Origin of the sequence: Nonomuraea maheshkhaliensis (genome assembly GCF_039529435.1) — a bacterium.
GTDB lineage: Bacteria > Actinomycetota > Actinomycetes > Streptosporangiales > Streptosporangiaceae > Nonomuraea > Nonomuraea maheshkhaliensis.
Window position 1 is genome coordinate 74,900 of sequence record NZ_BAAAMU010000005.1, and the last position, 20,733, is coordinate 95,632.

Genomic DNA, 20,733 nt, shown 5'->3' on the forward strand with positions numbered 1-20,733 from the left:
AGGGAGGCGCCCTCAGTGAGCCGGCGGCGGGTGATTCGAGCCGAGGATGCGCGCTGGGGTGCCCGTTGGCGAGCGGCGCGGGCTGAGGGTGGGCGGTGTGCTGACGGGTGATTCGGGCTGAGGATACGCGGCGTGGTGCTCGGTGGCGGCGGTGATGAGGAGTGGTGGTGATGAGGAGTGGTGGTGATGAGGAGTGGTGGTGATGAGGAGTGGTGGTGATGCGGCGATGGGTGGCGGGGCATACTCGAGACGGCGAGCGGCGTCATGTCCCGGCCCGTGCCGCCGTCCGGAGCCACCCCGCTTCTCCCGAGGAGACGTGCCGTGACCCTGATCGACGACCTGCCCTGCCCGCCGCACGCCGCCATCCCCTCCTTCCCGATCCCTCCGACGGCCCCGGCTCCTCGTACGGGCCCGATTCCCCGCGCGTACGTCCGGGAGCGGATCCCGCTGCTGCTCGGCGCCCTCGCCACCAGCGCGCCGATCGTGCTGGCCTGCGAGGCGGCGCTGCCCGTCGAAGAGGTCCTGATGATGGGCGGCCTGCCCATGCGGCTGCGCTCGCTGCGCCGCAGGCTCGCCCGCCTCCTGTACGACCGCCGCTACGGCGTGAGCACCGCCGACTTCGCCGATCTGGCCGACTTCGGCCTCGACCACCCCGAACGCGTCTACTACTCGCCCGCCCACTGGGGCACCCTGCGCCGGGCGCTGCCCGCCCGCGACATCGCCCGCCACGACGTGTTCCTCGACCTCGGCGCCGGCAAGGGCCGCATGGTGCTGGAGGCGGCCAGCGCGTACGCGTTCAAACGGGTGATCGGCGTCGAGCTGTCCGCCGAGCTGACCGAGGTCGCCCGCGCCAACCTGTCGGGCGCCAGGCTCCGGCTGCGGGCCGGGGAGGTGGAGTTCGTCCGCTCCGACGTGCTCGACTACCGGATCCCCGACGACGTCAGCGTGGTCTTTCTGAACAACCCGTTCAGGGGCGAGACGTTCGCCGCCGCGATGAGCAGCGTGCTCGACTCGGTCGACCGCAACCCGCGCCCGCTCACCCTGATCTACTTCAACCCGGTCGAGGAGCACCGCCTGCTGGGCACGGGACGCTTCCGCCACCTGCGCACGGTCGCGCCCTGGCGGCGGCGGAGCGGTGAGGGCGTGTTCGGCACCACCCGCGTGTACGAGGTCTCATAACGAGGCTCCGCGCCGCGCCGAGGTCGCCGGGCCACATCCGCGCCGCCCGAAGCCGCCGGCACTACGCCCCGCGCCGCACCCAAGCCGTCGGCGGCACGCAGGCGTCCCGCCCAAGCGCCCCGCGCCGCAGCGCTTCGCGCGTACGACGACGACACCGCACCGCCACCGTCCACAGGTCGCGAACTATGCAAACGATCGGTCGTTAATGTAGTTTGGCCGGCATGACACACGACGGCCGGCGACTGCGTGGATCACGTAGCCGCGAGGCGATCCTGGAACGGGCCGTGAGCCTGGCCTCGGTCGAAGGGCTGGAGGGGCTGTCCCTGGGGCGGCTGGCGGCCGCGACCGGCACCAGCAAGTCCGGGTTCTTCGCCCACTGGAACGGCAAGGAGCAACTCCAGCTCGACGCCGTCGAGTGGGCGCGGCGCCAGTGGAGGGAGCAGGTGGTGGGGCCCGCCCTGCGAGCGCCGGCCGGCGTGCGGCGGCTGTTCGCGCTGCACGAGTCGCGGCTGCGGTTCTACGCCGACGGCGTGCTGCCCGGCGGTTGCTTCTTCTTCACCGTGCAGGCCGAGTTCGACGACCGTCCCGGGGCGGTGCGCGACCGGGTCGCGGAGGTCATGCGCGAATGGGTGAAGTACGTCCAGTGGCAGGTGGAGCAGGCCATGGCCCTGGGCGAACTGGCAGAAGACGTGGACGCGGCCCAGCTCTCGTACGAGATCGACGCCCTCGGCCAGGTGGCCGTCGTCCACTCCCACCTGCTCGCCGGATCGGACGCGCTCGTCCGCGCCCGCCGCGCCGTCCTGCAGCGCCTGCGCGCGCTCTGTCCCGACCCATCGCTTCTCCCGGAGGACTGACGTGATCTACGAGCCGGTATATGTGCATTTCGACGAGCTCGACGCCATGGGCCTGCTGCACAACTCCCGCTACGCCCTGCTGGTCGAACGGGCCATCGGCACCTACTGGCAGCGCCTCGGCTGGGTGACGGACAAGGACCCGTCGGCGTTGAAGGGCGTGTTCATGGCCGTGCGGGAGTTCAAGGTCACCTACCATGTGCCCATCGCGGGACCGGGCGAGGTGGCGGTGCATTTCTGGATGGACCACATGGGACGCACCAGCGGCGTGTACGGCTTCCGTGTCGTGTCGGCCGACCGCGCGGTGGTGCACGCCGAGGGCTACCGGGTGAACGTCAACCTCGACCCCGCCACGCTGCGGCCGAAGCCGTTCAGCGACGAACTGCGCAGCGCCGCCGAACCCCTGCTCCGCACGCCGGTGGCATGATCTCCCAGCAGCGGATCACGCCGGCCGGATCTCGCTGAACAGCCGGAGCGTCACCATCCGCGGCCGGGGCCACCTCACCCCGGGCAGGCGCAGGCTCCAGGACGAGAACGCCGTCTCCAGGACGATCTTCACATACGGATGCGCGCCGGGAACCTCCGCACACAGCACGGACACCGCCCGGCACACCTCCTGGCGTCCGAACCGCAGCCAGGCCCGCCCCTCGTTTTCCAGCTCGGCCGACTCCCATGCCAGCACCGGCGCCTCGGCCCCCGGGGCGGGCGGCCGCAGCGGCAGGCGCAGCGCGAACCCCGCCAGGGTGCCGCTCGGCCGCAGGTAGAAGGCGCCGCTGACGCCAGGCGGATCGGACAGCGAACGCCGCCGCCCTGACGTGCCCACGGACAGCGTCGCCTCGGTGGCGTCCATGGCGATCCGCCATGCGCTTGGACCGGTGTGATCGATGTGTGAAGAGGTCGCCATGTTCGTCCCCGTGCGGTTTCAGACTTTCGTCCAGACACCTTCATGACGGGATACGACCCCCGAATGTGACACATCGTGACCGTTTCCCCCAGATCAGATGATCGCCCGCCGTACGCCGCCCAAACGTCGGCAGCTCAAAGGCGGATCACGTGGTCCCGTGCCGCCGGAAGCACGTGCTTCTGGTGGCCGGGCATGCCCGCCCTCCGAGCCGGCCACCCGGAGCGGGTCGTTCAGGCCGGTGCGGGACCGGGCTGCGGGGAGGCGACGAATCGTTCGTGGTTGGCGACGGTCGAGAGCGAGCGGAGATCGGCCCGGTCGAGGTACAGCCGGCCGTTCAGGTGGTCGGTCTCGTGCTGGGCGATGCGCGCCGGCCAGCCGGACAGCTCCAGGTCGTACGCGCGCCCGTTCCCGTCGAGCGCCGACAGGCGGACCCGAGCGTGGCGGGCGACGACGGCGGTCAGCCCCTCGACGCTCAGGCAGCCCTCGTAGAAGGCACGGTAGTCGGAGCCGAGCGGGGTGACGACGGGGTTGACGAGTTCGAGCGGCGGCTGTGGCGGGCGTTCACGCTCGGCGGCGACGTCCGGCGGGACGTCGGCGGGGTCCTCGATGACGGCCAGCGCCAGCGGGATGCCGATCTGCGGCGCGGCCAGCCCCACCCCGACTCCGGGCAGGTGCCGGAACATCGCGTCGAGCAGCTCGCGCAGCAGCCCGTCGGGCAACTGGCCGTCGTAGGGCGCGGCCGCGCGGCGCAGCACGGGGTCGCCGACCTGGGTGACGGACCAGGGCCGGGGCGCCTCCAGGACGGCGTGCACGCGCTCGATCAGCTCTGCGCCGCTCTCGTGGTGCCTCATGTACGGAAGATCCTCTCTGTCGGAACTCGCTCAGTAGAAGGTAGGGCATGTGCCGATCGGCGCGGCCGTCTCCCCATCCGGCCCCGGCACGCAGGGTCGTTGGGCCCATGGGAGTCAGGACGTTCGTCGCTGCCGGTCCACCCCGGCGCGGAGGACCGTTGGAGGTGAAGGTGAGGTGGACGTCATGCCGATCGAAGTCAAGGACGTCATGGGCAGGGTGGCCATAGCGGTGCCGCAGGACGCGTCGTTCGGAGACATCGTGGCCGCGATGAAGCGGTTCGCGGTGGGCGCGGTGACCGTCATCGACGCCGACCGGCGGCCGGTGGGCGTGGTCTCCGAGGACGATCTCCTGCTCAAGGAGGTCGATCCGGTACGGCACAGCGTGTCGATCTTCGAGTCGTCCAGGCGCCGCCAGGAGCACCGCAAGGCCGCGGCGGTGATCGCGGGCACCCTCATGACCTCACCGGCGATCACCGTCACGCCCGAGACCCCCGTACGCGACGCCGCCCGCCTGATGCACGAGCGGCGCGTCAAGCAGCTGCCCGTGATCGACCCGGTCACCGGGCGGATCGCCGGCACCCTGCACCAGCGCGACGTCCTGCGCGTCTTCACCCGCCCCGAGCACGAGCTGGCGGCCGACATCGACGCGGTGCTCGCCGGTCCGGACGAGGTCGGCGCGCGGATCGACCGCGGCGTCGTCACGATCACCGGCGAGGTCGCGACCCGGTCGCGGGCCATCGCCCTCACCGAGGCCGCCAGAGCGGTCGAAGGCGTCATCGATGTCGTGTGCGAGCTGACCGCACGTAAGGACGACCTTTACGTCGTTCCTCCACTCATGTGACCGAACCGCCGAGACCCGCCCAGACCCGCCGTCCAGGCCCGCCGCCCGCACCCACCGCCCGTGACCCGGGCGGCAGCGGCGCGCGGACCTAAGGCCGCACCCGGCGGGCCCGGGACTCCAGGTAGCGTTGCTCGGCCAGGCTGGCGGTGGCCTTCGCGGCGCGCCGGTAGTGCTCGTACGCCCCGCCCGGATCCCCGTCCTTCTCCAGCAGATGCCCCCGCACGGACAGCAGCCGGTGATGCCCGGCCATCCGCGCGTCACCGTCCAGCGTGGCCAGCAGGGCCAGCCCGGCGGCCGGCCCCTCGGTCTCGGCCAGGGCGACCGCCCGGTTGAGGGTGACCATCGGGTTGGGCGCGATGCGTTCGAGGATCAGGTAGAGGGCGTGCACCTGCGGCCAGTTGGTCTCCTCGGCCGAGGCGGCGTCGGCGTGCGTGGCGGCGATGGCGGCCTGGAGCTGGTACGGCCCCAGCTCCGGAGCGCCCAGCGACGATCTGGCCAGCTCGATGCCCTCGTCGATCAGCTCCCGGTCCCACCGTTTGCGGTCCTGCTCGTCCAGCGGCACCAGGTCACCGGCCGCCGTCGTACGCGTCTCGCGGCGGGCATGGGTCAGCAGCATCAACGCCAGCAGCCCGGTCACTTCGGCGTCGCCGGGCAACTGCGCGTGCACCATCCTGGTCAGCCGGATCGCCTCGTGGGCGAGGTCGGCGCGGTGCAGCTCGCTGCCCGACGAGGCGGTGTAGCCCTCGTTGAAGATCAGGTAGAGCACGTGCAGGACGACCCGCAGCCGCTCCTGCCACTCCGCGCCGTCCGGCAGGCTGAACGAGCTGCCCGCGGCCTTGATCCGCTGCTTGGCCCGGCTGATCCTGGCCGCCATCGTGGCCTCGGGCACCAGGAACGCGCGGGCGATCTCGGCGGTGGTCAGGCCGCCGACCGCGCGCAGTGTCAGCGCCGTCTGCGAGGCCGCGGTCAGCGTCGGATGGCAGCACAGGAACAGCAGGACGAGCGTGTCGTCGGTGCCCGGGACCTCCTCGGGCGTCACCCCGGCGGCCGTCGCCGACTCGCGCTCGCGCCGCGCGTGGTCGCTGCGCACCTGGTCGATGAACCGCCGGGACGCGACGGTCATCAGCCAGCCGCGCGGGTTGTCCGGCACGCCCTCGGCCGGCCACTGCACGGTCGCGGCGAGGACGGCCTCCTGCACGGCGTCCTCGCACCCCTCGAACTGCCCGTGGCGGCGGGTCAGCGTGCCGAGGACCTGCGGCGTGAGCTCACGCAGCAGGTCCTCCACGGCCGGAGTCGTCATGACTCCAATTGTCCGTCAGCGAACATCACCTGCCGCACCTCCACCCCCAGCCCCTCGATCGCGCTGTCCGGGATCCGTGCCGCCAGCTCGATCGCCCGCTCCTTGCTCTCGCAGTCGATCAGGTAGAAGCCGCCCAGATACTCCTTGGCCTCCAGGAAAGGGCCGTCGGACACCACCGGCTGGCCGTCGCGCACGGTCACCACCGCCGCCTGCGACGGGTCGGTCAGCGCCTGCGTCGTGATCAGCTCGCCGGACCGCTTCAGCGCCTTGATGAACGCGGCGTGGCCGTCGCCGATCGCCGCCTTCTCCTCGTCGGTCAGCGCGTCCAGCACGGCCGGGTTGATGTGCAGGTTGATCAGGAACTTCATCGCGTACTCCTCGTGTGGGCGAGCCCCGGGGCGGGGCCCTTCGCCGGTTGGTCGGAGCCGCCGCCGCGGTCTTGACGTCCTCGTCCGGACTTTCTGCAGAAATCTTTCCGCGGGGCCCCGGCATGCCAGGCGGCGCGGATTCGTACGGAAATCCACCGGCGCCGATGTCAAGAAACGTCCGCCCGCTCCGACCTCCCGGCGAAACGTCGAGAGAACAGGAAGTTCGCCACATGCGTGTCAAACGGGCCTGGCTGGGACTGGCCGTCCTCACACTACCGACCCTGCTCGTCGCCATGGACATGACGGCCCTGCTCCTGGCGCTGCCGCAACTGAGCGCCGACCTGGGCGCGACCGGCGTCCAGCAACTGTGGATCACCGACGGGTACGGGTTCACCGTGGCCGCCCTGGTCATCACGATGGGCACGCTCGGCGACCGCATCGGGCGCAGGAGGCTGCTGATGATCGGCGGGGCGGCGTTCCTGGTGCTGTCGGTCGTGGCCGCGTTCTCGGTCAGCCCGCTGATGCTGATCGTCGCGCGTGCGCTGCTGGGCGTCGCCGGGGCGACGCTGACCCCGTCCACCCTAGCCCTGATCATCGACCTGTTCCGCGACGAACGGCAGCGCGGGCGGGCCATCGCGATCTGGGCGACCTGCCAGTTCACCGGCGGCGCGCTCGGGCCCGTGCTGGCCGGGCTGCTGCTGCAGCACTTCTGGTGGGGATCGGTGTTCCTGGTCGCGGTCCCGGCGATGGCGGTGCTGCTGCTCGCCGGGCCGTTCCTGCTGCCGGAGCACCGCGGCGACCAGGCCGGCCGGCTGGACCCGGTCAGCGTCGGGCTGTCCCTCGTGGCGGTCCTGTCGGTGGTGTACGGGATCAAGCAGCTGACCGTCGAGGGCGCGCAGGCCGGGCCGGCCGTGACCCTCGTCGCCGGGGCGGCCGTCGGAGCCGTGTTCGTACGCCGCCAGCTCCGCCTGGAGACCCCGCTGCTGGACCTGCGGCTGTTCCGCAACCGCCCCTTCACCGCCGTGCTCGTCGCGCTGGTCCTGGCCGGGGTAGCCATGGCCGGGACCGGGCTGATGGTGACCCAGTACCTGCAAGGCGTGCTGGGACACTCGCCGGTCGCCGCGGCGGTGCTGTTCGCGCCGATGGGCCTGGGCACGGCGGCCGGCACCATGCTCGCGCCGGCCCTGGCCAGGCGGATGGACGGGACGACCGCGATCGCGGCCGGCCTGGCCTGCTCCGCGCTGGGCGCCCTGCTGCTGGTTGCTGTGGGCGGTGCCGGCTCGCTGCCGCTGGTGATGACCGGCATCGCCGTGCTGGCGCTCGGCACCGGCCCGCTGTTCGCGCTCGGCACCGGGCTGGTCGTCGGATCCGTGCCGCCGCGCCGCGCGGGCTCGGCGGCGTCGATGTCGGAGACCGGCAACTACCTCGGCGGCTCCCTCGGCCTGGGGCTGCTCGGTGCGGTCGGCACGCTGGTCTACGCCAGCAGCATGAACGACATGTCCGGCTCGCTGCCCGGTGCGTTGTCCGGCTCGTTGTCCGCCTCGCTGTCCGCCTCGCTGTCCGCCTCGCTGGCGGGCGCGGTCACCGCCGCCGCGCACCTGCCCGCCGGCCAGGCCGCGGAGCTGCTGCACGCCGCGCGGGCCGCGTTCACGACGAGCCTGCACGTCACCGGCCTCGTCGGCGCCGCCATCTTCGCCGGGCTGGCCCTGCTGGTCCACCTCATGCGCCCCGCCGCTCCCGTACGCGCGGGCACGCCTGAGCCGGCCGAGACCGCGCGGCGGTGACGCCCCGGGGCTCAGGGCGGTTTCCGGTGGTTCCGGCGGTGGGCGGTCGTGGGTTCAGCGGGGAACGAGCCTGATCGTGGCGGCCCTGGCGGCGGGGTTGACGACGCCGGCCAGGAGGTTCGGGCCGTAACGGTGGTACTTGGCGAGGTACACCCCGTCGATCTCGTCGTCGAGGGAGTGGTCGGCGTCGGCGAATTCGACGTCCCGCTCGACGCCGCCGGCCGAGATGTGGCCTTCGTGCCGCGTCTGCGTGCCCCGGAACCAGGCGCCCTCGCGGCCGTGCAGGGAGCGGACGTACAGCTCGTCGCCGTGGCGCACCACCCACACGGCCACGGGCCTGCGCAGGCTGCCGTCGCTCCGCCGGGAGGAGAGCTGCAGCTTCTCGGCCGTGCCGATCGCGGTGAGCTCGTGGATGCTCCAGCCGGACATCGGCGGGCCCCCTTTCGAGTCGACCGCCGCCGACGGCGATCCCCTTTCTCCCATCGACTCACCCGTACCCGGGAGCCGTCGTCGCGGCCTGCCCGGGTGCGCATGGTCTTGGCAAAGGCGCTCCCGGCGACGGCTTCCCGGGAGCGCGCCGGGAGCGCGCCGGGAGCGCGGTCAGTCGGCCTGGTGCGGCGGCTCGCGGTCGGTGAAGATCCCGATCAGCATGCTGATGGGCAGGTCGGCCTCGGTCGGATAGCGGAAGTGCTGGTCGAGGTTGAGGCTGTAGTGGTTGCGCCGGCCGACCCGCTCCCGGGTCAGATAGCCGGCCTGGTAGAGGTCGGAGACGATCTTCTGCACCGCCCGTTCGGTGATGCCGATGACCCCGGCGATCTCGCGCAGCCGCACCCCGGGGTCGCGGGTGATCGCCACCAGCACCCGGGCGTGGTGGGTCAGGAAGGTCCAGGTGGACGGTTCGTTCTCGGTTGCGTGCACGGTCGTGTGTGCTTCCTCCGCGGCTTCTCCGGCTCTGCGGAGATGGATGAAAAGTTTTACATGAAGATCCTATGACGAATAGTCTTTCGTGCAACAGTCTTCAGTCGTAACCTGAGCAGCGGACGGCATTCACCGCAATGCCCGGGCACTCTGTCGGCACTCTGACCGTCGTATCTCGCTCGGGTGCGCCGACGGCTGGACGAGCACCTGGCCGGGGTCCGGCCCAGGGTGGCCCGGCTGCTGGAGATCACCGGCGCCGATCGGGCCGTGACCGTGCACGACCACGTCGAGCAGGCGCTGGCCGCGGTGGAGCGGTACGACCGCGCCGAGCCCGCCTGGCCGCTGCCACAGGTCAGGGGGCGGGGAGCAGTTCGACGTAGCCTTCGCTGCCGTTGACCCGGATGAGCCGGCCGTCCTCGATCCGCTCCGTGGCCCCGTCCACCCCGGCGACCGCGGGCAGGCCGTACTCGCGCGCCACCACGGCGCCGTGCGTCATCACGCCCCCGACCTCCATCACCACCCCCTTGACCGAGACGAACAGCGGGGACCAGCTCGGGTCGGTGCAGACCGTCACGAGGATGTCCCCCTCCTCCACGTCGGCATCGGCGAGGTCACGGATGACCCGGGCGCGGCCCTCCACGACGCCGGACGACACGGCGATGCCCGCCAGCGCCCCCTCGGGCAGGGCGCCGGCGTCGTAGGCGCCGGAGAAGACCTCCCCCTCGGAGGTGATCACGCGCGGCGGGGTCAGCTTCCGGTAGACCTCGTGCGCCTCCCTCCGGGCGGTGACGAGCGCGGGGTCGAGCTCGCCGGTGGCGACCGCGGTCCTGAACTCCTCGATGGACAGGAAGAACACGTCCTCGGGCGCCTCGACGACCCCGCGCTCCGCCAGCCGCGCCGCCTCCGCCATGAGGGCCCGCTTGTACAGCCCGTACCGCAGCAGCAAGGAGTGCTTGGAGTACTCGCGGTAGCCGATGAAGTGGCGGATCAGGCTCATCTTCCTGGCCGCCCGCCTGGCCTTGGCCGCGCCGCCGGGCAGCTTCCCGACCCGGCCGAGCAGGTCCTCCATGGTGCGTTCCGCCTCGGCGCGGCCCTGTTCCGTCCTGCGGCGGCGCTCGCCGGGCGCGAAGGCGCGCACGTTGGCCAGGATGAGCGGGACGAGCGGCGCCGGGTCCTCGCTCCACCTGGTCCTGGTGATGTCGATGTCGCCGGCGCAGTGCATGCCGTACGCGCGCAGGTAGCCCTCCAGCGCCTCCCGCACCTCGGCGCCGCCGTCGAGCCCGTCCAGGCCGGAAAGAAGGGTGTGGCGCGGGGCGGTCTCCAGGTGACGCACGACCTGCGGGTGCTCGCGGACGACGTCGGCCACGTCCAGCAGGCCGAGCCCCATGGCGGCCACCACGTTGTGGTCGGCGGAGCGGGCGATGGCGTCGGCGGCGTTCTTCACGCCCAGCCAGGACTCCAGGTGCTTGTCGACCCAGTTCACCGCCTGGATGCCGACGAAGGCCGCGGCCACGCTGCGCGGGTCGAAGGTGAGCTCGGCCAGGACGGCGTGGTCGTCGACGATGTACTGGAACAGCTCGTCGCCGGACTTGCCCGCCAGGCCGGCGCGCAGCCGTTCCACCGTCTCCTCGGTGTGCGCGATGAGGGCGGGCACGACGCCGGGGTCGTCCTCACGGGAGAGCTTCAGATACTGGCGCGCGATCGTGAGCAGGCCGGCGTCGCCGAAGTCCAGCATCGAGGTCCGGCCGCGCGCCAGCGAGGCGGTGAAGTCCCTGTCCTTGAGCACGGTGCGCAGGCCGTCCGCCATGAGCACGTCGACCTGGGCGAGGCTCTTGAGGGTGGCCGGCCTGGCCCAGGCGGAGGTGAGCTCGGCGGAGACGTCCTTGTAGAAGCGGTTGCCCGCCACGACGCCGGCGCTGCGGCCGAGCCGGTCGTGCAGCAGGGCGAAGAACGACAGGCCGAGCGGGGCGAAGGCGTCGGTCATCATCTGCCGGTGCCCGTAGGAGACGTACACGTGGTTCCTGCCGTCGTGCGCGGGCGGCACGGGGTAGAGCGTGGTGACGGGGCGGCTCTGCAGCACGTGGAGGCGGTCGTCGTGCAGCGCCCATTCGATGTCCTGGGGCTCGCCGTAGTGCGCCTCGATCCGCCGGCCCAGGCTCTCCAGCCGCAGGATCTGGCCGTCGGTGAGCTTCTGGACGCCCTGGCGGCCCGGACCGACCGGCTGCTCCCTGGTGCCGCCGTCGGGGGCGGCGCGCAGTTCCTTCGTCTGCACGGCGACCTTCCTGCCGATGATCCGCCCGCCCCTGACCCGGTAGTTGTCGGCGTTGACCAGCCCCGAGACGAACGCCTCCCCGAGGCCGAATCCGGCGTCGATCGAGACCACGGTCCGGTTGCCGGAGACCGGGTCGGCGGTGAACATGATGCCCGCCGCGTCGGGGAAGACCATCCGCTGCACGACCACCGACAGCCGCACGGCGCGGTGGTCGAAGCCGTTCCTGATGCGGTAGGCCACCGCCCGGTCGGTGAACAGCGACGCCCAGCACCGCCGCACGCCGTCGATCACCGCCGCCGCGCCGCGGACGTTGAGGTAGGTGTCCTGCTGGCCGGCGAAGGAGCTGGAGGGCAGGTCCTCGGCGGTCGCGCTGGAGCGCACCGCGAACGCCACGCCGTCGCCCGCCTCCTCCAGGTGCCGGGCGATCTCGCGCCGGATCTCCTCGGGCACGCTCAACGCCTCGATGACGGTACGCAGCCGCTCCGCCGCGGCGGCGATTCCGTCCCGGTCGTCCGCCCGCAGGCCGGCCAGCCCGTCGATCAGCGCGCCGGCCTGCGCGTCGGCCTCCACGACCTCCCGGTAGGCGTCGGTGGTGACGCAGAAGCCGTACGGGACCTCGACGCCGCCGATGGACGACAGCTCGCCGAGGTTGGCGCCCTTGCCTCCGACGAGGGGGAGCTGGGCCCTGCCGATGTCGTGGAACCCGAGCACGTACGCACCCATGGCTGATCCCGTCCCTTCCCATTTAAATACAGAGCAGCACTGTATCGTAATGAGGGCGGCGCTTCGCGATCAGGGGTGGATCGGGTGCGCCGGAGGGGTGCGGGAGCTCAGTCGCCGGCGTCGTCGCCGGCCCAGCTCAGCACGACGAACGGCACGTTGCACGAAGGATGGTGCACGCGGCCCGCGGTGATGCGGTAGCGGACGCCGCGGGTCTGGAGGTCGGGTTTTAAGCGCACCCGTACGACGCCGACATCCTGCTCGATGTGGGTGAGCATGCCGTCACAGGGGCCGCCGACGCAGATGGCGTTCGGTCTCGGTCTCCTGGCGGGCCGGGCCCCTGGGATCCCACTCACCACAGAGCGTTCCTCCGAGTCTTGGCTGGTCTCTAGAGACTACGCGGGGACCTCCGCCCCGGTTCGACCGCCCCTGCCTCCGTCGCCCGCCGTGAAAGGCCGTCGCCAACATCTGTCGTATGGTGTACGGTACAACGTACGATAAGAAAGGGGTTCTCATGGTCTACCAGCCGAGCGACGATGACCGGGCGAGTGTGGAGGGCTGGTTCGCACGCTACGACGCCCTGGCCGAGCAGGGGGCGATCGAGGAGCTCGCCGACCTGGCGGTCTTCCCGATGAACGTGGTCACCGACGTGCCCGGCGGGCACGCCGCCGTCAAGCAGTGGAGCAGGCGGGAGTACGTCGAGGCGATGAAGGAGGCGATGGGCGGCGGCACCGCGGGCCTCGGCCTGACCTCGGTCCGCACCCCGCACTTCGTCAGCCCGAACCTCGTGGTCGTCGAGACCGACGCCACGATGACGATCGAGGGCCGCGAGGAGCGCATGCACTACGCGGACCTGCTCGTCCGCACGGAGGAGGGGTGGGCGTTCCAGACGATGATCCAGGGCGGCTGGGGGCACGGCTGGGCCCCGGCCCGCCGCGGCTGAGCCCACTCGCTGACCCGCCACGGCTGAACTCGTGGCGGGGCATGCGCCGAGGCCGGACGTGCCCAGCCGCCGGGCGCGTACTGACGGGAGCCGGTCAGGCGGCGGCGTCCTCGACCGCCATCGCCGCTCCCTGGGCCATGAACGGCAGCATCGCGTGGCAGGCGTCCCAGCGGCGTCACCCGGCCGGTCGACCAGCGCGGGAGCGGGGCGCGCGGTCGAACAGCGCCCACAGGTACGTCTCGTCCACCGCCTCGGTGATCGCCCGCACCTGCGGATGTCAGCCCTCGAACGCGGCGAGCGCCTCGGCGACGTCCCTGCGGTCGGTCCAGGACTCCCGAGTCCAGGGGTCCCGCTCGGCGATCGCCACGAAATCGACCAGCCGGCCGCCGCTGACGAAGTAGTGCACGAAGTGCCCGCCGGGCCCCATCCACAACTGCGTGGTGACCTCCAGCCCCAGAGCGCGCAGCCGCTCGGCCGGCACCAGGCCGCGATAGGCGACGCGGCCGGTGAAACGCGGATGCTCGGGCCCGAACGGGGCGGCGCGCGCGGGGGAGTGGATGCCGTCCGCGCCCACCAGCACGCCGGCCTCGACGCGGGCGTCCCGGCGCCGCTGGTGCAGGGCCACCGGCTTGACCCCCGTCCGCCCCAGGTCCCCGGCCAGGCCGAGCCCGTGCGGCGCGCGGGAGGCGTCCGGGCTGATCTGCACCCCCGCGCCGGCGTCGCTCGGCTCGGCGGCCTGCTCGTGAACGTGCGCGTCGACGCCGCGGCGCGGCGGTGGGAGTGCGGTGGTGAGCCCTCCGATGCCGCCGCCCACGACGCTCACCGAGATCGCGTCGCCGCTGGTGTGAGGGTGGTCGCTGTGCGCGCTCATGGCCGGCTCCCCGCCGTCGTGGTCGCTCCCCCTGCTTTCACTGCACGGAAGGCGCGCCGATTGACGAGCTCGTCCATTGAGTTCTAGTCTTCTAGAACACTAAAAACAAGGGAGGTGCCCGATGACGGAGACCCTGACCGGCCGCGCCGGGCCGTATTTCGGCCGATTCGGCGGCCGGTTCATCCCAGAGGCCCTGGTCGTGGCCCTGGACGAGCTGGACGCCGCCTACCGCGACGCGCTCGGCGACCCGGCGTTCCGCGCCCGGCTGGAGGAGCTGCACCGCTCGTACTCGGGCCGCCCGAGCATCATCACCGAGGTGCCGTCCTTCGCCGGGCACGCCGGGAACGCCCGCGTCCTGCTCAAGCGCGAGGACCTCAACCACACCGGCTCCCACAAGATCAACAATGTGCTCGGCCAGGCGCTGCTCACCCGGCGCATGGGCAAGCGCCGGATCATCGCCGAGACCGGCGCGGGCCAGCACGGCGTGGCCGCCGCCACGGCCGCCGCCCTGCTCGGGCTGGAGGCGGTGATCTACATGGGCGAGGTCGACATGCGCCGCCAGGCACTGAACGTGGTCAGGATGCGCCTGCTCGGAGCCACGGTCGTCCCGGTGAGCTCGGGCTCACGCACGCTCAAGGACGCCATGAACGAGGCCATGCGCGACTGGGTCACCAACGTCGAGCACACCCACTACCTCATCGGCTCGGTCGCGGGGCCGCACCCGTTCCCGGCCATGGTGCGCGAGTTCCAGCAGATCATCGGCACCGAGGCGCGGCGGCAGATCCTCGACCTGACCGGACGGCTGCCCGACGTCGTCTGCGCCTGCGTCGGCGGGGGCTCCAACGCGCTCGGCGTCTTCCACGCCTTCCTCGACGACCCCGGCGTCGAACTCGTCGGTCTGGAGGCCGGCGGCGCCGGGATCGGGACCGGCCGGCACGCCGCCGCCGTCTCGGGTGGCACGCCGGGCATCCTGCACGGCAGCCGGACGTACGTGCTCCAGGACGAGCACGGCCAGACCAGGGAGAGTCACTCCATCTCCGCCGGGCTCGACTATCCCGGCATCGGGCCGCAGCATGCCTGGCTGCACGACACCGGCCGGGCCCGCTACGAGGCCGTGGACGACGCGGCCGCGATGGAGGCGTTCCAGCTGCTGTGCCGCACCGAGGGGATCATCCCGGCGATCGAGAGCGCGCACGCGCTGGCCGGCGCCATCAGGGAGGGGCGGCGGCTGGGACCGGACGGAATCGTCCTGGTCAACCTCTCCGGGCGCGGCGACAAGGACATGGACACGGCCGCTCGCTACTTCGGGCTGATGGAGGAGGACGCATGAACACCCGTTCCGAAGCCGGGCACGCGAGCTTTGAGCGGGTTCGGGAAGGCGGGGGCGCGGGCTTGCCTGGGGAGGTGCGGGAAGGCGGGCATGGAAGTGTCCGGGCGGTGATCGAGCGGGCGGGGCGGGAAGGCAGGGCCGCGCTCATCGGCTACCTGCCGGTCGGCTTCCCTGACGTCGCGACGTCGGTGGCGGCCATGCGGGCCATGGTCGCGGGCGGGGTGGACGCGGTCGAGGTGGGCCTGCCGTACACCGACCCGCTCATGGACGGCCCGCTCATCCAGCGCGCCACCGAGGCCGCGCTCGCCCGCGGGACCACCCCGGCCGACGGGCTGAGCGCCGTCCGTGCCCTGCGCGGCACGCCCGCGCTGATCATGACCTACTGGACGCTGATCGACCGGTACGGCGTCGCCCGCTTCGCCGCCGACCTGGCCGCGGCGGGCGGCGCGGGGCTGATCACCCCGGACCTCCTGCCCGAGGAGGCCGCCGCCTGGCACGCCGCCGCCGACCGGCACGACCTCGACCGCGTCCACCTGGTCGCCCCCACCTCCACCCGCGAACGCATCGAGGTGGCCGCCCGCTCCTCGCGCGGCTTCCTCTACGCGGCCTCCGTGATGGGCGTGACGGGGGAGCGTGAGCTGGTGAACACCGGGGCGAAGGACCTGGTGGCGCGCGTGAAGGAGGTCACGGACCTGCCGGTGTGCGTGGGGCTCGGGGTGGGGGACGCGGCACGGGCCGCCGAGGTCGCCGCGTTCGCGGACGGCGTGATCGTCGGCTCGGCGTTCGTCCGCGCCCTGACGAACGCCCCCGACCCGGCAAGCGGCGTGGGAGCCGTGGAAGCGTTGGCCGGCGAACTCGCCCAGGGCGTGAGGCGCGGCGCTGCCGGGTAGCCGGCACTGAGGTGCCGAGCGGTCGGGTGGTGGGTGGTCACGTGGTGGGGTGGTCGAGGCGTAGGGCGACGGCTGGGCGTTCGGGGGCCTGGCGTCGGGTCGTGAACACCACCTGCGACGCGCACATGATCGCCCGATCGGCCAGCACCGGCCGATCGTCCACGTCGTACGTCACCCGCTCGCTCAGCAGCGCGGCGCCTCCGGCGGGCTGCTCCAGCAGGCGGGCCTGCTCCTCCGACAGGACCACCGGCCTGATCGCCTCGGTGGCCCACGACGGCGTGACCCCGCCACGTTCCTCGATCAGCCGGTAGAGCGGCGTCCGCTTCAGCTCGTCGGCGTCCAGACCCGCCTCGAAGCCGGCGTCCAGGTCGGCGGTCAGGCCGGGCGGCAGGTAGGAGAGCTGGTGGATCACCGGAGTCCCGCCCACCACGCGCAGCCGTTCGACCACCGTGACCTCGTCATGCGGCCCCAGCCCCAGCTGCGCGGGCACCGGCGCGGGAGCGGGCCCGCGGCGCACCCCGAGCAGCACCGTCTCCAGGTCGATGCCCTGCCCGGCCAGCTCTTCCGCCAGGCTGCCCAGGCTGTTGAGCTGGTAGGGGATCACGGGCGGGCCCGCGACGAACGTGCCGAGCCCGTGCCGCTGCTCGATCCGCCCCTCCGCGCCGAGCCGCTGCAGCGCCTGGCGGACGGTCATCAGGCTGACCCCGTAGTGGTCGGCGAGCTCCCGCTGTGAGGGCAGCGGCTGACCGGCCGCGACGTCGCCCGCCTCGATCCGGGCGAGGAGGTCGCGGTAGATGGCCTGATATTTCGGCTCGCCGCCCGCCGTGCCGGTCAGGCGCGGCCTGGGCTCTCCCTCCGGGAACATGCGCCAAAGCCTATCCGTGGCCACCGCCGAGCACGGTCGCCATCCGCGCCGCAGCCGTCGCGGACCACGGTTGCCGTCCGGTAGAGGGCGGATGTCAGGATACGGACCATGTCAGATGCCATGCACTACCCCCTGGAGCCGGGCCCGGAGCAGGTGCGTCAGATGGGTGAGGCCGTGCTGGCCTTCGCCGAGGAGTATCTGCGCGACCTGCCGGACCTGCCCGCCTTCGACCCGGCCGGCGGCGACGACCTGGCGAAGGCGCTGCGCGAGCCGGCCCCCGAGCTGGGCAGCCCGCTGCCAGGTCTGCTGTCCACGCTGCACGCGGCGGCCCGTGTCGGAGCCGCCAGCGCCGGGCCGGGCTATCTCGCCTACGTGCCGGGCGGCGGCCTGTACACGGCCGCGCTCGCCGACTTCATGGCCGCGGTGATGAACAAGTACGTCTCCGTCTGGCAACTGGCCCCCGCCTGCGCGCAGATCGAGGCGACGGCCGTCCGCTGGCTCTGCGACCTGTTCGGCTACCCCGAGCAGGCGCGCGGCATCCTCACCTCCGGCGGCTCGATGGCCAACTTCTCGGCCATCGTGACCGCCCGCGTCGCCCGGCTCGGTGAGAGCTTCCTCGACGGCACCGTCTACGTCACCGACCAGACCCACGCCTCCTGCGCCAAGGCGGCCCTGCTGGCGGGCGTCCCGCGCGCCCACGTACGCGCCGTGCCGACGGGCCCTGACCTGGCCATGGATCCGGCCGCGCTGGAGCGGATGATCGAGGACGACCGGCGGGCCGGGCTGCGGCCGTTCCTGGTGATCGGCAGCGCGGGCACGACGAACACCGGAGCCGTCGACCCGCTCACCGAGCTCGCCGCCGTCGCCGGGCGGGCCGGCGCGTGGTTCCACGTCGACGCCGCCTACGGCGGCCCGTTCCAGCTCACAGAACGCGGCCGGGCCCGGCTGCGCGGCATCGAGCTGGCCGACTCGATCACGATGGATCCGCACAAGGCCCTGTTCCTGCCGTACGGGATCGGCGCGCTGCTGGTACGCGACGGCGCCCTGCTGCGCCAGGCCCACCACATGGACGCCGCCTACCTCCAGGACCTGAGCGAGGAGGAGGAGATCCCCAACTTCAGCGAGTACTCCCCAGAGCTGACCCGCGACTTCCGCGGCCTGCGGCTGTGGCTGCCGATCAAGCTGCACGGCCTGGCCGCCTTCCGCCGCGCCCTGGACGAGAAGCTCGACCTGGCCGGACTCGTCCACGACCGGCTGCGTGAGCTGGGTTTCGAGGTTCCGTGGCGGCCGAGCCTGACGGCCGTCGCCTTCCGCTGGGTTCCGCAGGACGGGACCGATGCCGACGCGTTCAACGCCGAGCTGCTGCGCCGCGTGATCGCGCGGGGCCGGGCGCTGCTGTCCAGCACGCGGATCGGCGGCCGGTACATGATCCGGGTGTGCGTCGTCAGCCACCGCACCCACCGGGACCGGGTGGAGCAGCTCCTCGACATCATCGGCGAGAGCTGCGCCGGACTGCGGGCGGAACGCGCCGCGCGAACGTGAGCGTCGTCAGGCGTCGGAGCCGAGCAGGCCCTGCTTGCCCAGCCAGTCCGCCGACACCTTGCCCGGCTCCTCGCCCTCGACGTCCACCCGGGCGTTGAGCTGCTGCATGGTGGCGTCGTCCAGCTTGGCGACAACCGGCTGCAGCACCTTCTCCAGCGCGGGGTACTTGTCGTAGGTCTCCTGCCGCATGGTCATGGCGGCGTTGTAGATGGGGAAGAACTTCTTGTCGTCCTCCAGCACGGTCAGGCCGAGCGCGGCGATGCGGCCGTCGGTGGTGAACACCTCGCCGAAGTTGCAGGTCTGGCCCTTGTCGGTCTCGGTGTAGACGACGCCGGTGTCGAGCAGCTTGACGCGCTCCTTGGGGATGGTCAGGTCGTAGGCCTTGCTCAGCCCGGGCAGCCCGTCGTCGCGTGTGGAGAACTCCGTCTCGATGCAGATGCTGACCTCGTCGGGCTTGGTCTTGGCCAGCTCGGCCACGTCGGACACCGTCTTGACGCCCAGCTCCGCCGCCTTCTCCGAGCGGATGGCCAGGGCGTAGGTGTTGTTCAGCGGGGTCGGGCCGATCCAGTGGATCTTGTTCTGCTTCAGGTCGGCGTCGGCGGTGGCCTTGAACTGCTCGGCGGAGCCCTGGATGGGCTTGGCGTTCTTCAGGTGCTCGATCCAGCCGGTGCCGGAGTACTCCCAGTACATGTCGATCTCGCTGGACTCCAGGGCCTTGCGGTTGGCCACGGTGCCGCCCAGGTTGGTCTTGTCGACGATCTCCGCCCCGTGCGCCTTGAGCAGCTGGACGGCGATCTTGCCGAGCATGATGTTCTCGGTGAAGTCCTTGGAGCCGACGACGAACGTGGCGCCGGCCAGCTCGTCGCCCGCGCTGCCCGCCTTGACCTCTCCGGGCGAGCCGCAGGCGGCGGCGCCCAGGGTCAGTGCCGCGGCGGCGAGCAGGGCGAAGGTCGTCCGGACGGGACGGAAAAGCATGTCGAAAACACCTCGTGTTTCTCGATGATCGGAAAACGTGCACCGAATAGGGAAAGGGGGTCACATGCCGCGGGGCTTGAGCAGGTCCTCGGCGAGGCCGCCCAGCCAGTCGACGAGGAAGGCGATGCAGGCGGTCAGCACGCCGCCGACGATGGTGACGGGCATGCGGTTCAGCTTGAGCCCGTTGATGATCAGCTCGCCGAACCCGCCGGCGGCGACGAACGCGCCCAGCGTGGCCACGCCCACGGTCAGCACCAGCGCCGTGCGCAGCCCGGCGAGGATCGCGGGAACGGCGAGCTTGAGCTCGACCCGGCGCAGGATCTGGCCACCGGTCATGCCCATGCCGCGGGCGGCCTCGATGAGGGCCGGGTCGACCTGCTGCACGCCGACCATGGTGTTGCGCAGCACGGGCAGCACGGCGTACGCGACGAGCCCGACGAGCGCGGTCTGGAAGCCGACGCCCATCAGGAACGTGCACAGCACCAGCAGCCCGATGCACGGCACGGCCTGGCCCAGGTTGCCCGCGGTCAGGATGATCGGGGCGATGAAGCGGTTGCGCGCCCGCGAGGCGACGATGCCCAGCGGGATCGCGATGATCACCACCAGGACGGTGGCGGCGGCGGTCATCTCCAGGTGCTCGACCGCCTTGGCCACGATCACGGCCGCGTTCAGGCTGCGCTGCTCGATGGAGTCCAGTTCGAGCGTGCCGACCCAGACGTACAGGGCGACGAGCACGACGGCCACCACGGCGGGGGTGAGCAGGTGACGCAGGGCCGCCGGTCGGCCCGCGGCCGGGAGGGCGGGAGCGGCGGGCAGCGTGTCAGCGGTCACCGGAGACCACCGCCTCGGCCGGGGCGCCCACGGCCTCGCACAGCGAGGCGTAGGTGAGCACGCCGGTCGGCGTGCCGCACCGGTCGGTGCCGTGGGAGAGCATGAGGTCCAGCGCCTCGCGCAGGCTGGCGTCGGCGCCCACCTGGGGCAGGCGGCTGTCCGGTGGCAGCGCCGGTGGCACGTCGGCGACGCTGAGCAGGGCGAGGCGCTTGAGGGTGCCGTCCTGGCCGATGAACCCGGCCACGTACTCGTCGGCCGGGGCGGCGAGGATGGCGGCGGGCGTGTCGTACTGGGCGATGTGGGAGCGCTCGCGCAGGATCGCGATGCGGTCGCCCAGCTTGATGGCCTCCTCGAAGTCGTGGGTGACGAAGATGATGGTCTTGCGCAGCTGCTTCTGCAGCCGGGCGAACTCGTTCTGCAGGTGCTCGCGGGTGATCGGGTCGGTGGCGCCGAACGGCTCGTCCATGAGCATGACGGGCGGGTCGGGGGGCAGCCCCC

The 20,733-nt window shown here is 72.1% G+C and carries 23 protein-coding genes; 10 read left to right on the forward strand and 13 right to left on the reverse strand.

The window, feature by feature from the left end; translation table 11 throughout:
* The first annotated feature begins 321 nt into the window (after positions 1–321).
* The 3 genes from ABFX54_RS05390 (at position 322) to ABFX54_RS05400 (ending at position 2,457) form a co-directional block, all read left to right on the forward strand.
* Positions 322–1,179, forward strand: coding sequence for a methyltransferase domain-containing protein (locus ABFX54_RS05390; RefSeq protein ID WP_346101888.1), 858 nt, complete (start codon positions 322–324; stop codon positions 1,177–1,179).
* A 221-nt stretch (positions 1,180–1,400) separates the two neighbouring features.
* The gene (locus ABFX54_RS05395) at positions 1,401–2,033 is read left to right on the forward strand and encodes a TetR/AcrR family transcriptional regulator (protein WP_346101890.1); all 633 of its coding nucleotides are present in this window, start codon (positions 1,401–1,403) and stop codon (positions 2,031–2,033) included.
* Position 2,034: 1 nt separating this feature from the next.
* Complete coding sequence (locus ABFX54_RS05400) at positions 2,035–2,457, forward strand: acyl-CoA thioesterase (protein ID WP_346101892.1); 423 nt, start codon at positions 2,035–2,037, stop codon at positions 2,455–2,457.
* Positions 2,458–2,472: 15 nt separating this feature from the next.
* Here the strand turns inward: ABFX54_RS05400 and ABFX54_RS05405 are convergent, their stop codons facing one another.
* Both ABFX54_RS05405 and ABFX54_RS05410 read right to left on the reverse strand, forming a co-directional pair.
* Positions 2,473–2,880, reverse strand: coding sequence for a hypothetical protein (locus ABFX54_RS05405; protein ID WP_346101893.1), 408 nt, complete (start codon positions 2,878–2,880; stop codon positions 2,473–2,475).
* A gap of 284 nt (positions 2,881–3,164) precedes the next feature.
* Positions 3,165–3,785 (reverse strand): peptide deformylase, encoded by a 621-nt coding sequence (locus tag ABFX54_RS05410; RefSeq protein WP_346101894.1) that lies wholly within the window; start codon positions 3,783–3,785, stop codon positions 3,165–3,167.
* 184 nt (positions 3,786–3,969) lie between these two features.
* Between ABFX54_RS05410 and ABFX54_RS05415 the strand changes: the two genes are divergently transcribed.
* Positions 3,970–4,626: a CBS domain-containing protein gene (locus tag ABFX54_RS05415; RefSeq protein ID WP_346101896.1), complete on the forward strand. Its 657-nt coding sequence runs from the start codon at positions 3,970–3,972 to the stop codon at positions 4,624–4,626.
* 88 nt (positions 4,627–4,714) lie between these two features.
* Here the strand turns inward: ABFX54_RS05415 and ABFX54_RS05420 are convergent, their stop codons facing one another.
* Positions 4,715–5,926, reverse strand: coding sequence for an RNA polymerase sigma factor (locus tag ABFX54_RS05420; protein ID WP_346101898.1), 1,212 nt, complete (start codon positions 5,924–5,926; stop codon positions 4,715–4,717).
* On the reverse strand, positions 5,923–6,294 hold the full coding sequence (locus tag ABFX54_RS05425; protein WP_346101900.1) for a YciI family protein: 372 nt from the start codon (positions 6,292–6,294) through the stop codon (positions 5,923–5,925). Before ABFX54_RS05425 ends, ABFX54_RS05420 begins: the two co-directional genes overlap by 4 nt.
* Before the next feature lie 230 nt (positions 6,295–6,524).
* Between ABFX54_RS05425 and ABFX54_RS05430 the strand changes: the two genes are divergently transcribed.
* A complete protein-coding gene (locus tag ABFX54_RS05430) occupies positions 6,525–8,078 on the forward strand; it encodes an MFS transporter (RefSeq protein WP_346101901.1) in 1,554 nt (517 codons plus the stop codon).
* Between the two features lie 54 nt (positions 8,079–8,132).
* On the opposite strand, the gene ABFX54_RS05435 is transcribed toward ABFX54_RS05430, so the two are convergent.
* Together ABFX54_RS05435 and ABFX54_RS05440 are read right to left on the reverse strand one after the other, a co-directional pair.
* Entirely contained in the window at positions 8,133–8,507 is a 375-nt protein-coding gene (locus ABFX54_RS05435; RefSeq protein ID WP_346101903.1) for a DUF2255 family protein, read from the reverse strand.
* 171 nt (positions 8,508–8,678) lie between these two features.
* Complete coding sequence (locus tag ABFX54_RS05440) at positions 8,679–8,996, reverse strand: helix-turn-helix transcriptional regulator (protein ID WP_346101905.1); 318 nt, start codon at positions 8,994–8,996, stop codon at positions 8,679–8,681.
* 183 nt (positions 8,997–9,179) lie between these two features.
* On the opposite strand from ABFX54_RS05440, the gene ABFX54_RS05445 reads away from it, so the two are divergent.
* Positions 9,180–9,392 carry an STAS domain-containing protein gene (locus tag ABFX54_RS05445; protein ID WP_346101906.1) on the forward strand — a complete coding sequence of 71 codons (213 nt, stop codon included), beginning with the start codon at positions 9,180–9,182 and terminating at the stop codon, positions 9,390–9,392.
* On the opposite strand, the gene rph is transcribed toward ABFX54_RS05445, so the two are convergent.
* Complete coding sequence (gene rph / locus ABFX54_RS05450) at positions 9,349–11,991, reverse strand: rifamycin-inactivating phosphotransferase (RefSeq protein ID WP_346101908.1); 2,643 nt, start codon at positions 11,989–11,991, stop codon at positions 9,349–9,351. The two genes, ABFX54_RS05445 and rph, sit on opposite strands and share 44 nt — an antisense overlap.
* Before the next feature lie 107 nt (positions 11,992–12,098).
* On the reverse strand, positions 12,099–12,266 hold the full coding sequence (locus ABFX54_RS05455; protein WP_346101910.1) for a hypothetical protein: 168 nt from the start codon (positions 12,264–12,266) through the stop codon (positions 12,099–12,101).
* Between the two features lie 236 nt (positions 12,267–12,502).
* On the opposite strand from ABFX54_RS05455, the gene ABFX54_RS05460 reads away from it, so the two are divergent.
* On the forward strand, positions 12,503–12,931 hold the full coding sequence (locus ABFX54_RS05460; RefSeq protein WP_346101912.1) for a nuclear transport factor 2 family protein: 429 nt from the start codon (positions 12,503–12,505) through the stop codon (positions 12,929–12,931).
* Between the two features lie 277 nt (positions 12,932–13,208).
* Here the strand turns inward: ABFX54_RS05460 and ABFX54_RS05465 are convergent, their stop codons facing one another.
* On the reverse strand, positions 13,209–13,802 hold the full coding sequence (locus ABFX54_RS05465; RefSeq protein WP_346101913.1) for a Rossmann-fold NAD(P)-binding domain-containing protein: 594 nt from the start codon (positions 13,800–13,802) through the stop codon (positions 13,209–13,211).
* Between the two features lie 121 nt (positions 13,803–13,923).
* Between ABFX54_RS05465 and trpB the strand changes: the two genes are divergently transcribed.
* On the forward strand, positions 13,924–15,132 hold the full coding sequence (gene trpB / locus ABFX54_RS05470) for a tryptophan synthase subunit beta (RefSeq protein ID WP_346101914.1): 1,209 nt from the start codon (positions 13,924–13,926) through the stop codon (positions 15,130–15,132).
* Positions 15,129–16,022, forward strand: a complete 894-nt coding sequence (trpA, locus tag ABFX54_RS05475) for a tryptophan synthase subunit alpha (protein ID WP_346101915.1) — start codon at positions 15,129–15,131, stop codon at positions 16,020–16,022. The genes trpB and trpA overlap by 4 nt, the downstream gene beginning before the upstream one ends.
* A 37-nt stretch (positions 16,023–16,059) precedes the next feature.
* On the opposite strand, the gene ABFX54_RS05480 is transcribed toward trpA, so the two are convergent.
* Entirely contained in the window at positions 16,060–16,887 is an 828-nt protein-coding gene (locus ABFX54_RS05480; RefSeq protein ID WP_346101917.1) for a GntR family transcriptional regulator, read from the reverse strand.
* A gap of 108 nt (positions 16,888–16,995) precedes the next feature.
* On the opposite strand from ABFX54_RS05480, the gene ABFX54_RS05485 reads away from it, so the two are divergent.
* Positions 16,996–18,429, forward strand: coding sequence for a pyridoxal phosphate-dependent decarboxylase family protein (locus tag ABFX54_RS05485; protein WP_346101919.1), 1,434 nt, complete (start codon positions 16,996–16,998; stop codon positions 18,427–18,429).
* 6 nt (positions 18,430–18,435) lie between these two features.
* Here ABFX54_RS05485 and ABFX54_RS05490 read toward each other — a convergent pair whose 3' ends face one another.
* From ABFX54_RS05490 to ABFX54_RS05500, 3 genes are all read right to left on the reverse strand, one after another.
* On the reverse strand, positions 18,436–19,404 hold the full coding sequence (locus ABFX54_RS05490) for a glycine betaine ABC transporter substrate-binding protein (protein ID WP_346101921.1): 969 nt from the start codon (positions 19,402–19,404) through the stop codon (positions 18,436–18,438).
* Between the two features lie 60 nt (positions 19,405–19,464).
* Positions 19,465–20,235 carry an ABC transporter permease gene (locus ABFX54_RS05495; RefSeq protein ID WP_346101923.1) on the reverse strand — a complete coding sequence of 257 codons (771 nt, stop codon included), beginning with the start codon at positions 20,233–20,235 and terminating at the stop codon, positions 19,465–19,467.
* Positions 20,225–20,733 (reverse strand): ATP-binding cassette domain-containing protein (locus ABFX54_RS05500; RefSeq protein WP_487047317.1); only part of this gene is annotated, 509 nt, incomplete at its 5' end. The genes ABFX54_RS05495 and ABFX54_RS05500, both read right to left, overlap by 11 nt.

Excerpts from the sequence above, each read along its gene's own strand:
- ABFX54_RS05465 (WP_346101913.1), bottom strand. The coding sequence starts at position 13,802 with ATGAGCGCGCACAGCGACCACCCTCACACCAGCGGCGACGCGATCTCG.
- ABFX54_RS05435 (WP_346101903.1), bottom strand. The coding sequence starts at position 8,507 with ATGTCCGGCTGGAGCATCCACGAGCTCACCGCGATCGGCACGGCCGAG.
- ABFX54_RS05420 (WP_346101898.1), bottom strand. The coding sequence starts at position 5,926 with ATGACGACTCCGGCCGTGGAGGACCTGCTGCGTGAGCTCACGCCGCAG.
- ABFX54_RS05490 (WP_346101921.1), bottom strand. The coding sequence starts at position 19,404 with ATGCTTTTCCGTCCCGTCCGGACGACCTTCGCCCTGCTCGCCGCCGCG.
- ABFX54_RS05425 (WP_346101900.1), bottom strand. The coding sequence starts at position 6,294 with ATGAAGTTCCTGATCAACCTGCACATCAACCCGGCCGTGCTGGACGCG.
- ABFX54_RS05485 (WP_346101919.1), top strand. The coding sequence starts at position 16,996 with ATGTCAGATGCCATGCACTACCCCCTGGAGCCGGGCCCGGAGCAGGTG.
- ABFX54_RS05460 (WP_346101912.1), top strand. The coding sequence starts at position 12,503 with ATGGTCTACCAGCCGAGCGACGATGACCGGGCGAGTGTGGAGGGCTGG.
- ABFX54_RS05415 (WP_346101896.1), top strand. The coding sequence starts at position 3,970 with ATGCCGATCGAAGTCAAGGACGTCATGGGCAGGGTGGCCATAGCGGTG.
- ABFX54_RS05405 (WP_346101893.1), bottom strand. The coding sequence starts at position 2,880 with ATGGACGCCACCGAGGCGACGCTGTCCGTGGGCACGTCAGGGCGGCGG.
- ABFX54_RS05410 (WP_346101894.1), bottom strand. The coding sequence starts at position 3,785 with ATGAGGCACCACGAGAGCGGCGCAGAGCTGATCGAGCGCGTGCACGCC.
- ABFX54_RS05395 (WP_346101890.1), top strand. The coding sequence starts at position 1,401 with ATGACACACGACGGCCGGCGACTGCGTGGATCACGTAGCCGCGAGGCG.
- trpB (WP_346101914.1), top strand. The coding sequence starts at position 13,924 with ATGACGGAGACCCTGACCGGCCGCGCCGGGCCGTATTTCGGCCGATTC.
- trpA (WP_346101915.1), top strand. The coding sequence starts at position 15,129 with ATGAACACCCGTTCCGAAGCCGGGCACGCGAGCTTTGAGCGGGTTCGG.
- ABFX54_RS05455 (WP_346101910.1), bottom strand. The coding sequence starts at position 12,266 with ATGCTCACCCACATCGAGCAGGATGTCGGCGTCGTACGGGTGCGCTTA.
- rph (WP_346101908.1), bottom strand. The coding sequence starts at position 11,991 with ATGGGTGCGTACGTGCTCGGGTTCCACGACATCGGCAGGGCCCAGCTC.
- ABFX54_RS05480 (WP_346101917.1), bottom strand. The coding sequence starts at position 16,887 with ATGTTCCCGGAGGGAGAGCCCAGGCCGCGCCTGACCGGCACGGCGGGC.
- ABFX54_RS05430 (WP_346101901.1), top strand. The coding sequence starts at position 6,525 with ATGCGTGTCAAACGGGCCTGGCTGGGACTGGCCGTCCTCACACTACCG.